The organism is Collinsella aerofaciens (genome assembly GCF_027679495.1).
Taxonomy (GTDB): Bacteria; Actinomycetota; Coriobacteriia; order Coriobacteriales; family Coriobacteriaceae; genus Collinsella; species Collinsella aerofaciens_AK.
In genome coordinates this window covers 1-13,725 of sequence record NZ_JAQEKC010000006.1, presented here as the reverse complement: position 1 = coordinate 13,725, position 13,725 = coordinate 1, and the positions used below count along the sequence as shown (strand labels likewise).

Sequence of the window (13,725 nt, the reverse complement as noted above, 5' to 3'; positions counted from 1 at the left end):
GCCACGATCCCAAACGGGACCGCAGCCGCCTGTCAAAGACACTATAGACAGGATGATTTACGCAGCGCCGAGGCAAACATCTAGTCCGAGACGTACGCACGTAAGCCATTTTGCATAAATTCGTTAATTAATTGCATAAGATGGCGCATGGATTTCTGGCCATAACTGGGTAGTACCCTCCGGAGCGTGCATTTTTGCGAGTATTCAGCATCGCGGGATAAGATTTTGGTGCCAAAAATCTTTCAAAAGGTAGATAGTCCTCATGACTCGACCCATCTGGATAGCATGCGGCGAGAAACCAGCCATATATGATCGTCGCCAAAGCCCAATCGTCGTGCAAAAGCATCAACAAAGGCAGCGAAAGCCGGCTATGGCCTTATGCATCAATCTTTGTCTGCTGAAAACTCCGTTTTTTGCACGTCGCCCCAAGCACCACCCTCACCCAGCGGCTGATCCGCCGAAGACCGGACATCGCAGGGCCCGCCATTAGTTTACTTTTAGGCACACTCCGCAGGACGCAAGAAGCCCTCGCCGCACTCCACATTAAGCGCGAAGCGCGCCATTATCCCCTTCAGCCCCAATCCCTGAAGACCGAGGACGAAGGGGCCCGATGGGTTTCCCTCTGAATGCATTCCGCAGCACGAAGCCCCCTTATCCGCAGCTCCGAAGGAGCAGGATAAGGGGGCTTCAAGTGCGAGGACGCATTCAGAGGGAAACCCATCGGGCCCCGGTGAGAGCCACAGGGCTATCGATTACCCCGTGTTCTGCAATCCTGCCGAGACGCCGGTCACAGTCGAAAGAATCAGGCTCATGTACTCGGCCTTCTTCTCCTCGGCCATCTCGTCCTGGTTCATACGCACCTCGCGAAGGGCGCGGACCTGGGCGATGGACAGGGCGTCGACGTAGGGGTTGCGCACGCGGACGGCGCAACCGAGCACGCGGCGACGCTGCAGCGGCCACTCATCACCGACGATGGCAAGGACCCACTTACGCGTGAGCTGCATCTCGGTGAAGACCTTCTCGGACAGATCCTGGCGATCGCCCAGGTGCAGATACATCTTGGCGATGCGCTGGTCGGTCTTGGCGATTGACATCTCGATGTTGTCGATAAAGGTGCGGAAGAACGGCCACTCCTGGTAGGCAGCCTTGAGCTGGTCAAGATCGCCAAGCTGCTCGCAGGCGGTGCCCAGACCGTACCAAGCGGCCAGGTTAATGCGCGCCTGGCTCCAGCTGAAGATCCACGGGATGGTACGCAGGTCGTCGAGCGACTTGGCACCCAAGCCGCGCTTGGCGGGACGCGAGCCGATCGGCAGCAGACCGACCTCGGTCAGCGGCGTCACGGTCGAGAACCATGGCGTAAAGTCCTCGGTGTTCAGCAGGTCCAGATAGCGCTCGTGGCTTGCGGTGTTGAGCTTCTCGGCCATATCCCAGAACTTCTGCGTGGTCTCGGTGTTGGTCTTCTCGACACTCGGGGCCGACTGCAAAAGCGTTGCGGCAGCAACGGACTCAACATGGCGCTGAGCCAGCGTGCGGTTACCGTAACGGGCAAAGATGACCTCGCCCTGCTCGGTAAGCTTAAAGAAGCAGTTGACCGAACCCTTGGGCTGCGCCAGCACGGCCTTGTTGGCCGGGCCGCCGCCACGGCCCACGGCACCGCCGCGACCGTGCATGAGCACCAGGTCGATATCGTTCTTCTCTGCCCACTTGGCGATGCGCTCCTGCGCGGAGTGCAGCGCGAGCATGGCCGTGGTAGGACCGGCATCCTTGGAAGAGTCGGAATAGCCCAGCATGACCTCCATGCGGCGGTTGGTCTGGGCAAGGCGCTTTTGCACCACGGGCAGCGTAAGCATCTGATCGAGCACGTCGACGCAGCCCTCGAGGTCCTCGAGCTGCTCGAACAACGGGATCACGTCGAGCTCGGGGACATCCTCCTCGTGTGCAAAGGACAGGTGCGCCAGCTCAAAGACGTCGGCCACATGCTGAGCGCTCTTGGTAAACGAGATGATGTAGCGGTGCGCCATCTTCTTGCCGTAGCGCTTTTGGATGGAGCCGATAGCGCGGAAGGTATCGATGACCTCGCGCGTCATGGGCTGCAGGTCGCCATGGATACCGTTCTCGTGGATATCCTTAAGGGCGCGGGCATGCACCACGGAGTGCTGACGGAACTCCATCTCGACCATATGGAAGCCGAAGGACTCGACCTGCCAGATGATGGTCTGGACCGGGCCGTAGGCAGCACGGACGGCACCGCAGGCGGCCAGCGAGCGCTGGACGACGCGCAGGTCCTCCAGGAACTCATCGGCGCTGTGGTACATGGTGTCGGTGATACGACGGACGGTGGCGTTCAGGCGGTCGGCCATGACGAGCATGACGGCGCGATGCGGCTCGTGCTCGGAGATCAGCTCGGCGCGGGCCGTGTAACGAGGGCTCATCTCGACCTGATGGTTCCACAGGTTAATGAGCTCGGCCGACGGCTTGCTGTAGGTAGCCTCGAGCGTGAGGTTGCGGCCGATGTGGCGGCACTTGTCCTCGAGCTTGAGCACCATGTGCGTAAAGTACTTGGCGGCGACCTCACGGCTCACCTTGGCGGTGACGTTGGGGTTACCGTCGCGGTCGGAACCGATCCAGCTGCCGGGATGGAAGAACGCCGGGCACAGCGGCGGCACAGTACCGGCCTTGTCGCCCAGCACCCAATCGTCAAAACGACGATAGATAACGGGGATAACGTCGAACAGCGTGTTATCGAAGATGTCGATGATGGTATCGGCTTCCTCGACCGGCGTGGGCTTCTTGAGCGCGATGGGACTCGTACGCACCAGGGCGTCGATCTCCTGCAGCATATGGCGCTCGTTCTCCACCAGGTCGGAGCCGCCCAGACGCGGACGCTCCTCCAGCAGGTTGGAGATACGGCGGATCTTGCCCTCGACGGCCTTACGACGGGCCTCGGTGGGATGTGCGGTAAAGACAGGGTGGAACTCGAGCTTGTCGAGCAGCTCGTTGGCACCCTCGACACCCAGCTCATTCACCAGCTGGTGATAGGCAACGGTAAGCTCGTTGGCAGGATCGACCTCGGTATCGGTCGACGCACCGGCCTCGCGCTCGCGCAGCTGCGCCACACGGTAGTTCTCCTCCGACAGGTTTGCCAGATGGAAAAAGCTCGTAAAGGCGCGAACGATGACCTGCTGCTTATCGAGCGGCAGGCTGTCGATCAAATCGACGACCTCACGAAATGCCACGGCAGTGGGCTCGTCGGCGGTGGGCACGCCCTGCTCGTCGACGGCTTCGTCGGCAGCGCAGGTACCGGGGTTGCCGGCATTGACCACAATCTCGGCTGTCAAAATCTTGTCGAACAGGTCCGCGATCTCGGGATCATACTCGCTAAGCACACGGCGCTCCAGGCGCAAGAACAGCGCCAGATTGTCGCGCAGCTCCTCGGGGATCTCGATCTCGGCGAGACGCTCCCTGGACTCGGCATTCGAGCCGATTCGGTTAACGAGGCGGTTGACCACGGCAGCGACGCGCGCCGCGGCTTCGGGTACAGACTGGTTGCTTAGGTTCTCAGCCACGTTTCCTCCCATTCCTCCTTCTATGCACGTAACATGCGGTATTCATTATAGGCGCTTGAGAAATACTTTCGACACTGATTGCGCTTTACCACACAAAAGTATTTTCTGCATTGCAAAGGTTTTTGCCCTAAATGGTCGTATTTCTCGGTGGGCGGCATACGTAAACGGGGGCATTCCGCATAAAAGCGAAACACCCCCGTAACAATCGCTCTCCATGAGCAGGGCACGTTAGCAGGCCCGAAGCTCAAAAAGATGCGCTACAGGCGCTCGCGAACCGCCTCGACGACGTTGTCCAGATCGGCGAGCACCTCGTCATGGCTCTGCATGTCGCGCACTTTGACCTTGCCGGCGGCAAGCTCGTCGCCACCCAGGACCAAGATGAGCTTGGCGCCTACCTTATCGGCTTGCTTAAACTGGGCCTTGAGCGAACGACCCTGATAGTCGGCCTCGGTCACGATACCTGCGGCGCGAAGCTCCTGCGTAATGGCAAAGACGTTCTGACGCAGCTCCTTGCCGGCGTTGGCGACATAGACGCACGGGGCCTCATCGGCACCCAAATCGCTGCCAAAGGCCTGCAGGGCCAGCAGGGCGCGCTCAAAACCGACAGCAAAGCCGACGCCCGCCGTGGGCTTGCCACCCTCGAGCTCGACCAGGCCATCGTAGCGGCCGCCGCCGCCGATGGAGCCGACGCCGGCGCCAGGGGCCTCGACCTCAAAGACAGTACGGGTGTAGTAGTCCAGGCCGCGCACCAAGGTGGGATCCTCGACATACTCGATACCGGCGGCATCCAGATAGCGCTTGACCTGCTCGTAGTGCTCGCGGCACTCATCGCACAGGTTGTCACCCATCAGCGGAGCCTCGGCCATGATCTCGCGGCAGTGGTCGTTCTTGCAGTCGAAGGCACGCAGCGGGTTGAGCTCGGCGCGCTCGCGGCACTCGTCACACATCTCGTCTGCGTGATCGAGGATGAACTGCTTGACCTGCTCGCGGTAAGCCGGACGGCACTGGGCGTCACCCATCGAGTTGATGAGCAGACGAAGCTTGGAAAGATCGAAGCCCAGGCGCTTGTAGAACTCCATGAGCATGATGATGCACTCGGCGTCTGCCGCCGGATCGGGAGCGCCGAGCCACTCGATGCCCACCTGGTGGAACTGGCGCAGGCGGCCCTTCTGGGGACGCTCGCCGCGGAACATGGCCTCGGCGTAGTAAGCCTTAAACGGCGTGGAGCCCTGGGGCACCAGATTGTTCTCGACGACGGCGCGCACCACGCCGGCCGTGCCCTCGGGGCGAAGTGCCAGGCGCTGCTTGGGCTTGAGTTTGGTGTCGGTGCCCTCGGTAAAGACGCGCTCCAGGTTGGCACCGCTGAACACGCGGAACATTTCCTTGCGCACGACGTCGGTCGACTGGCCGATACCGTGGACAAACACGTCAACCTGCTCGATCGCGGGCGTCTCGATGGGTTTAAAACCAAACGGCTCGAACACGCCGGCCGCAATCTGCTGCATCTTTTGCCAGGCGCGCATCTCGGCGCCGATAAGGTCGCGGGTTCCCTCCGCCTTCTGTGCCTGCATGGGCAAACACCTTTCTTTTGTATCGCGTCATAGGTAGTGGACATTATACGGCACAAAGCAGCAACGCGGCGGCGCGCCTGACCGAACGAGGGTATGGGGACTCGTTCGGCCAGACGCGCCGCCGCTGTTTGTGATCCGTTTTCCTCCGTCCCCTTCGGATCACGCGACCCCTTGGGGACGGAGGAAAACGGATCATTTCGTAGGCCCGTGGCCGCCTTGGAAACAGAATGATGGTACGAGCATCCATTCGGCTTCCAGGGCAGTCACAGGCAGAACGGGGCGAACAGAAAAGCACGTAGACCTGCCATAGCTCACCGACAAAGCTCATGCCGGCAAGAACGGCAGAGGTGGCGATTACAGTGAGGGGAACCCAAAAACGCGGCCGCTTACTTTATCGGCAACATGGCCAATGACAAGTGAGCCGATTACGCTCACCACGGTGGAGATGGCATTGGAGATGTTGTACTGCGTAAGCGTAATCCCGAGGTCGCTGACGATGAGCGGCTGAAACAGGCTCATGCGGTTAACGAAAATGGTGTAGCACGTGGCCATGATCACAAAGCCGGAGGCCACCACGAGCCAGCCGGGGAAGAACTTACGTTGCTGGGACATACTGTTCCTTTTTTAAACAAACGAGTAGCAAGATTGGGTGCTACCGGTGGTCGGCGATGTAGCCCAAAGCGACGGCGGCATAAGCCGCGGCGCCAAGGGGAAGCTCGGCATCGCTAAAACGTGCCTTGGGATGATGCTGAGCAAAATGCTCGTCCGTATCAGTCACGGCAGCGCCCACGGTAAAGTACGCACTCGGAATCTCGCTCGAAATCAACGCGAAGTCCTCGCTCGCCATGGCGTGGAACAGCGGCAGGAAGGCGGCCTTGGGCAGCACCGCGCCCACGTAGCCAAGCGACGCCTGAGTCATGTCGTCATCGAGTACGAGCGGGGGAACATCCGAGAGCGTCTCAATAGTCGCCGGCGTGCGATACGTTGCGGCCACGCCGTTGACGACCTCGGCGATGCGGGTCTTGAGGTGCTCCATGAGCTCGACGTCGAAGCCACGCAGCGTTCCCTCAAGCACACAAGTGTCGGGGATGACATTTGCGGCCTGACCGCCGGCGAACTTGCCAACAGTCAGTGCGACCTCCTTGGCCGCCGGCACTTCGCGAGCGATAAGCTCCTGAAGCGCGAGGTGCACATGCACGCCGGCCGTGATGGGGTCGATGCAGATTTCGGGGCTCGAGCCATGGCCGCCCTTGCCCTGCAGCGTGATGCGGAAACCGTACACGCCCGAGAGCGCCGGGCTGCCATAGAGCACCAGGCCAAGCGGCGACTGGCTATTGACATGCATGGCAAAGGCGACCTGGGGACGCGGGTCCTGCAGCAGACCGTCGGCGATGGCGGCGCGGGCGCCCTCAAAGGTTTCCTCGCCCGGCTGGAACAGCAACTTAACCGTGGCGTTAGCGTCGACAAGCTCGGACTCGCGGGCCTTGAGCAGGCGCGCCGCACCAAGCAGTGCCGTCGCGTGCATATCGTGTCCGCATGCATGCATGCAGCCGTTGGTGGATGCAAAGGACTCGCCGGATTCCTCGGCAACGGGCAGGGCGTCCATGTCGCCACGGAGCATGATGACCGTACCGGCCTGCTCATTCGTGCAGACGCCATTACCCTGGGCCGCGGCGGCACCGGCGCCGACAAGGCCCACAACGCAGGAACCATCGACGAGCGTGGCGAATGGGATGTCCATCTCGGTCAGGCGCGCTTGGATATACGCAGAGGTCTGTGGGAGGCTATTACCCAGCTCGGGCATCTGGTGTAGATCGTGTCGCCACGCAGCGAGCTCGTCTGCAAAAGCCTGAGCTTCTGCAACAAGACCGTCACCGATAGCGGTCTGCGCCGCTGCGGTGGCCTTGGGCGCTGATTGCGGTTGAAGATCGGACAAAGCTGGTGCCATAGATGCCCTCCAGTATCGTTTTTGCAGCAAGCACTTTGATAGCATAAAGTGCAAGGTACTACTTTAAGGGCGAGGCATATAAAATGCCGCCCCGGGAGGGCGGCGCAACAAGTTGTTTACAATTGCGGGCGCGGCTTTCGACGCAAAAAATCGAAGTGAGTCTCGCTCAAGATAATCGACAGGAAGATGAGCGCGAAGCCGGCGAGCAGGCGCGAGGTGAGCGCCTCCCCCATCAGCAGCACCGAGAACAGCACACCCGAAGGCGACTCCATCGAAAGGAGCAGCGAGCCCGTCGAGGCCGGGACATGCGCCAGGCCGACGTTTTGGATGAGCAGAGCCGCGCATGTGCAGCCCACCGAGAGAAACGCCATCGCACTGATAAAGCTCGGCGTCCACACGGACAGAGGCGCTTGGGTCTCGAATAGCAGCGACGTTGCCAGGCTCAGCACGCCGTTGCCCACAAACATCCAAAACGTGATGACGTTGATGTCCATTTTGCGACCGTACTTGGCAGTCACCGCCATCTGGATGGCGAAAAAGGCCGCACCCGCCAGCGTAATGACGTCACCAATGTTGAATTCAACGCTATCGAGTGCGACGAGGCCAATGCCCGCTAGGCACAGCAGCGCGGCACCCAAGTTGTAGCGCGTGAGCTTTTCGCCGCTCAGGAAATAGCTCGCGAACGGCACGAGGATGCAATACGTGCCCGTCAAAAAAGCATTCTTGCCCGCCGTAGTATGTGCCAGACCGACCGTCTGCAACGCATAGGCCGCCCACATGAGCACGCCCATACTCAGGCCAACGATCAGGTTGCGAGCGTTGAGGTGCGCGATGATGCGCTTGTGGAAGACGGCAAACATGACCAACGCTGCGGGCAGAAAGCGTACATAGAGCAGCGCGAACACCGGAATGGTGCCGAGTGCGTCCTTCATAGTGGTAAAGGAGTAGCCCCAGATGACCGCCACCGAAAGGAGCAGAACCTTCCAGAACAGCGGAGAGCGTGCGCCGGCGCCCCGGGGAATACCGCCCGCGCCCAAATCCTCACGGGCTACAGGGCTATCGGGCAAGTTTTCGATTTCGTTGGCAGCGTATTGGGCCATGGAACATCCTCGCACTCAATCTGGGCGTGGTGTCCGCACGCGTATAGCTGCGTGCCGCCTCATGGTCAAATAAAATCAGGGCGCACCGGACCCCCGGCACGCCCCGCTACTGTAACAACAACCAAGCAACCCACGCAATTCACCCCGCTAAAGCGTCGGCAGAGTGAACCTCGATGTTTCGTCAATTTCACGCTGTTGCACTAAATAAGTTTCGTGCTTTCAAGCTTTTCGATGATCCAGTCGTTGGCTTTGATGACCGGGCGGCGGAAGACGACGCCCAGGGCCAACGACGGAATCAGGTAGCTCGCCAAGATGCCCAGCTCAATCCAGTACTCCATATGGTAGGCACCGGCCATGGCGGCGTGCATGGCGTTGATGCCGTGGGTAAACGGCAGGAACGGGTAGATCGCCTGGAACACGGGACCGGTCATCTCGATGGGGAACGTACCGCCCGAACCGCCGACCTGCATGACCAGCAGCACGACGGCGAGGGCCTTGCCGATATCTCCAAACGATACCGTAAGCGTGTAGACGATATTGGAGAACACGAGGCTCGCGACCCAGCCGGCAAGCACAAACTGCAGGGGGTCGTCGCACTGGATGCCAAAGAACAGAATGTCGCCCGCGCACACGAGCGTTGCCTGCAGCAGAGCCAGACCGCCAAAGAACAGGTAGCGACCCAAGTAGATCTCGTGCAGACGCACGGGGATGAGCTCGTTGATAAGCTCATCGTCAACCGAGACTTTCATCATGGCCGCCAGTACGATCGAGCCCACCCACAGCGACAGAATCGTGTAGAACGGCGCCATGGCCGAACCGTAGTTGCGGATTGGATAGACCGGCTTACGGTCGAGTGCAACAGGGCCGGAAAGCGACACGGCAAGGCCCTCGGGGTCGCTGCCAATCATTGTCTTAATCATGGCCAGGTCACCCGAGATCAGAGCGCTATCAAGCTCGTCCTTAAAGGCACTGATCTTGTTCGACGCCTCGCCCAGCTGATCGGAAGCCTTGTTGACCAGCTTTGCAGCCTTGGAGAGACCCTTCGCGAGCGAACCAGAGGCGTCGGTCAGACCGCTCACGGCGCTATCCAAGTCACCCGAGATACCGTTCAGGGAATCCAGAACGCCCGAAATGGTCTTCTTGAGCTCCTTGGCCTTAACCGAGAACGTAGAATCGTAGTCGGACTTGGCACCCGAGATACCTGCCTTGGCATCAGCGATGGCCTGGTCGACCTCGGCACGCGAGTTGTTGACTTCCGCCATGCCGTCCGAAAGGGACTTTGCGGTCGCCGTCAGGTCCTTCGCATTGTTGCGGTACTCCACGGCAATTCTGCCCAGCGACGTCGCAGCAGACTTGAGGCCGTCTTTGAGCTTGTCATCGCTCATCTGGTCGGCAAGGTTGCGGAGCCGATCGGCCATCGCATCGATATCGTCAGCACGCGTATTGAGCGCCGCTGCGGCTTCGTTGAGCTGAGACACCGTAAGGTAAACATGCTGATTCGCGGCATCGAATGCCTTCGCAAGCTCGGCGGACACGTTGTCGAACGAGCCCGCGCTTCCGTCAATCGCCGCGTCAACGGCATCACTGGCGGCCTTGAGCGCTTCCTTGGAATCATTGATGCCGCTCTTGGCGTGCTCCATCAGCTGCTTCGTCGACTCATCAACGGTGCCCGTCTGCTTGAGCATACCGCCCGCCGACGTCAGCGAATCGGACGTGGAGCTCAAAATGCCCGCAAGCGACGTTGCGCTGGCCTGAATGTCCTGCAAGTCCTGGACCGAATCGCCGAGCGTCGAGGACAGGTTGGCGATAAAGTTGCTCACTTGGTCGGTGCTCATGTAGTCGAGCAGACTGGACACGGTTTTAAGACCGATAGTCGTAATGGTTTCGGTAAAGGTTTCGTTAACCTGGCTCTGAACGGCGCTCGAGCCCTTCTCGGTCACGATCTGTGCGATGGCGTTGGCCTTCTGGTTCTCGTAGAACTCGATATCGGCGTGCTTCACGTCGGTCGAAAAAAGCGTCATCATATCGGCACTAAACGTCTTAGGGATAACGACAGCCGCATAGTATGCGCCCGATTTGACGCCCTCGATGGCCTTTTCTCGATCGTTGAGCACAACCCAGTCGAAGTTCTCGTTGCCACGCAACGCGGACGTCACGTTTTCGCCCACGTTGACCTCAACGGGGATCAGATCGCTCTCGTAACCCTCATCGGTGTTGACCACGGCGATCTTAAGATTGCCGGTGTTGCCGTACGGATCCCAGCTGCCGGCAATGTTAAACCACGCGTACAGGCACGGCACGATAATGAGGCCCATCACGACAACCAAGCCGATTACGGAGCGAGACACGTTTTGGACATCGCGCTTAAACAGATGCAGGATGTTCTTCATTTATGCCTCACCTCCTTTGGAGTGCTTGCCGAGCGGGGCGTTATTTTCATTCATCACAAACGTGTCATCCCCGTTCTCGGGCACATGGAACGCGTCGCGATGACCACCTTGGCTGACAGTCTGAGTCTTGGGTTCAGACCCCCGCTCGCTCGCATTCAAGCCGAACATGTGACGAGCGGCCGGAATGGCGGCCGTGTGCTCGCGCATCTCGCGGCGCAGGTCCTCATCCGAAAGCGCCGAGATGCGCATCTGGGTGTTGAGGCTTGCGCGGATGTACTCGATGTTGATGAGCCAGCCGCAGATGGCAATGACCGAGATAATCCAGATGACCAGCAGAATGATCTTGCCATTGTTGTCGATATCGAGAACCGTCGACAGAACGAAGAGCAGCACCTGCACGCCGACTACAGCGGCGAAACCGCCCTTGATGTAGTACGGGTAGCGATGTTCAAAGGCGACCGCATGATCGAGCAGTTCGCGACGGTACGAATCGGAATCGAGCATGACACGCATGGCCGTGCGCAGCGAGTAGCGCTGGCGCGGCAGGTCATTGGACTCGCAGATCATCAGACCCGTCGTGGAAAGCTGCTTATCGAAGAGCAGGTTGAGGTTGAGCAGCAGCGGACGCAGTTGCAGGCCGATAAAGAGCGCCACGATCAGGAACACGCCCAGGATGCACAGGTTGAACAGGTAGTTGAATGAGTACATGCCGCCGACGGTCTCGCGCAGCAGGTTGATGCCATAGGTGAAGGGCAGCAGCGGATGCAGCCATTGGAAGAAGCCGGGCATCATCTCGATGGGATACATGCCCGACGAGCCGGGGATCTGCACAATGACGAGGATGACGCCAATGGCTTTACCGATATGCTTAAAGGTGGTGGACAGCGCATAGATGATGTTGACGTAGGTGAACGAGATAGCGATGCCGCCCAGCACGAACAGCAGCGGGTTGACGCACTGAACGCCAATGACCAGGTCGCCCACCGTAACGATAATGGCCTGGAACGCGCCCAGGATCACCATCAGCAGCCAGCGACCAAAGTAGCCCTGACGCGCGGTAAAGCTGCCGATGCCTTCGCGGTCGACCTCGAGCTTGTAGATGGCGATGAGCACATAGCCGCCCACCCACAGCGCCAGATTGGTGTAGAAAGGAGCAATGCCCGAGCCGAAGCTCTTGACCGGGTAAATTGACTTTGAGGTCAGCTCGACCGGAGATGCCATAAAATCTGCGACGTCATTGACATCGACGTCCATGAGGTCGGCTAACTCGCCCATAGACTCAGAGGTCTGCAGCGCCGCAATGTCATTAGCGGCGGTCGCGAGCTTGTCCTGAACCTTGGCAAGCGAGGCATCGGTCTGGGACAGCGTGGTCTTGGCCTGACCGAGCGTGGCGTTGAGTTGCGAAAGTGTACCGCGCGCACTTGCAATAGTAGGCGTGAGGCCAGACACGATTCCCGTCAGATCACCCGAGACGGCGGCAAACGAATCAAGTGCGCTCGAGACCTTCGGCAGCGCGTTTTGACCCAGGTCCGTCTGAGCCTGGCCAAGGTTGGTCGCACCGGTCTGAATTGCATTATTGATAGCGTCGCTGGCACCCGAGACAGCCGCAGCGTCATTCGCCATGGCGCTCGACTGCGCAGACAGACCGTCCTTGATGCTCTGAAGCTTTTCATTCTGCTCGCGGAGCAAATCGATGATCGATACAATGCGCGCGTCAATTTCCTTGGAACCTGTCGACGTGTCATTGACGAGAATTTCCAAGTGCCCGATAACGGCCTTATTGTGGTCGATCGTCGCTTGGAGAGACTCAAGCGAGTTGTCGATACGGGTAGTCGTAGATGCGACCGTGCCCGTCAGCTTGCCAATCGCAGCGTTTGCGGAGGCTGACGTCTTGGTAAGCGCAAGGCTGCCTTCCGAGAGCGCCTTGGAGAGCGAGGCGACAGAGTTGCCCGCCGTGGCGCGAGCCTCGCCCAGCAGGTCATTGCCCTGGGAGATCGCCTGCGTCAGCGACGGCGCCTGACCCTGCAGACCGGCAAGTGCCGCATCTGCCGAGGCAATGGAACCACTCGTCTTATCGATGGCGGCATTCATGTCGCCAATCGAATCACGCACTTCGCCCAACGTATCGGAAGCCTCTGATACCGAACCGGCCAACGAATCCTGAGTCTGGGTTGCCTTGTCCTTTAAATCGACTCCGGCATCCTTGGCGATACCGGCAACAGTCTTGCCTACCGTAGAGACAAATTCCGAGTTGATCTGCTCCTCGATGGTGTTTGCACCGGTATCGGTAACCTTGGGCGCAATGGCGCTCTTCTTCTCATTGACGTAGTACGTGAGCTTGGGCTGATGGTAGTTGCCGTCGAGCATCGAAACCAGGTTATCCGAAAAGTTCTTGGGAATCACGATAGCGGCATAGTACTCGCCGCTCTCGACGCCCTCCTTGGCATCGGCCGTCGAGTCGACGAACGTCCAGCCCAACTGATGATTCTCCTTGAGCTGGTCGACCACTTTGTCGCCAGCGTTGAGCTCACCCACCAAGTCGTTTTGGGTGCCTCGATCGTTGTTGGCGATAGCAATCTTGATGCCTTGGGTGTTTCCATACGGATCCCAGTTTGCCACGATGTTATACCAGGCATACAGCGAGGGAATAACGCACACGCCTAGGGTAACCACCAGGGCGACGGGGTTCACAAGCAGTCGCTTAATGTCGCGCTTAAATATCGCAAAGGACACCTTTGCATTGGATAGTTTGCTGCCGAGACTCACGCTTGGACCATCCATCCTGTCGTTAAATCGAATCGTACTATCGACAACCATTGTAGTAGGCGCTTTAACGTCTCAAAGCACAATGGTGTTGAGTTTTGCGGGTAGCAATATACTACGAAGATGAGTTAACGTACAGATGTACAGTATCATAAATTTCAGCAGGTCACAAAACCACAACCCGCACAAATAAATGATCCCTTGGGGACGGAGGAAAACGGATCACCGGATCAGACCGACCCCCTCGGTGATCCGTTTTCCTACGTCCCCAAGGGATCATTCCCAAGGGATCATTCAAAAGGAAACGAGAGTGGAAAATCTCCCACTTGGGGGTGCGGACAGAAAGTTGGACCGCGGGGCGGTCCGGACTGGAGGTTCGCATGTACA

7 protein-coding genes are annotated in these 13,725 nt (G+C 59.2%); all 7 read right to left on the bottom strand.

Translation table 11 applies throughout. The features are described 5' to 3' along the window. Positions 1–752: 752 nt before the first annotated feature. The 7 genes from PGW49_RS03395 to PGW49_RS03365 all read right to left on the bottom strand — a co-directional run bounded on the left by PGW49_RS03395 (position 753) and on the right by PGW49_RS03365 (position 13,341). Positions 753–3,566: a phosphoenolpyruvate carboxylase gene (locus PGW49_RS03395; RefSeq protein ID WP_411161048.1), complete on the bottom strand. Its 2,814-nt coding sequence runs from the start codon at positions 3,564–3,566 to the stop codon at positions 753–755. Between the two features lie 257 nt (positions 3,567–3,823). Beyond that, the gene (hisS, locus tag PGW49_RS03390) at positions 3,824–5,137 is read right to left on the bottom strand and encodes a histidine--tRNA ligase (RefSeq protein ID WP_117640032.1); all 1,314 of its coding nucleotides are present in this window, start codon (positions 5,135–5,137) and stop codon (positions 3,824–3,826) included. Positions 5,138–5,491: 354 nt separating this feature from the next. Next, entirely contained in the window at positions 5,492–5,749 is a 258-nt protein-coding gene (locus PGW49_RS03385; protein WP_270225523.1) for a hypothetical protein, read from the bottom strand. 40 nt (positions 5,750–5,789) lie between these two features. Next, a complete protein-coding gene (locus PGW49_RS03380; protein ID WP_270225522.1) occupies positions 5,790–7,085 on the bottom strand; it encodes a M20 family metallopeptidase in 1,296 nt (431 codons plus the stop codon). 116 nt (positions 7,086–7,201) lie between these two features. After that, complete coding sequence (locus PGW49_RS03375; RefSeq protein ID WP_117634248.1) at positions 7,202–8,185, bottom strand: DMT family transporter; 984 nt, start codon at positions 8,183–8,185, stop codon at positions 7,202–7,204. A gap of 200 nt (positions 8,186–8,385) precedes the next feature. Continuing rightward, a complete protein-coding gene (locus PGW49_RS03370) occupies positions 8,386–10,575 on the bottom strand; it encodes a YhgE/Pip domain-containing protein (RefSeq protein WP_270225521.1) in 2,190 nt (729 codons plus the stop codon). Then, entirely contained in the window at positions 10,576–13,341 is a 2,766-nt protein-coding gene (locus PGW49_RS03365) for a YhgE/Pip domain-containing protein (protein ID WP_270225520.1), read from the bottom strand. It abuts the gene before it with no gap. Positions 13,342–13,725: the final 384 nt, after the last annotated feature.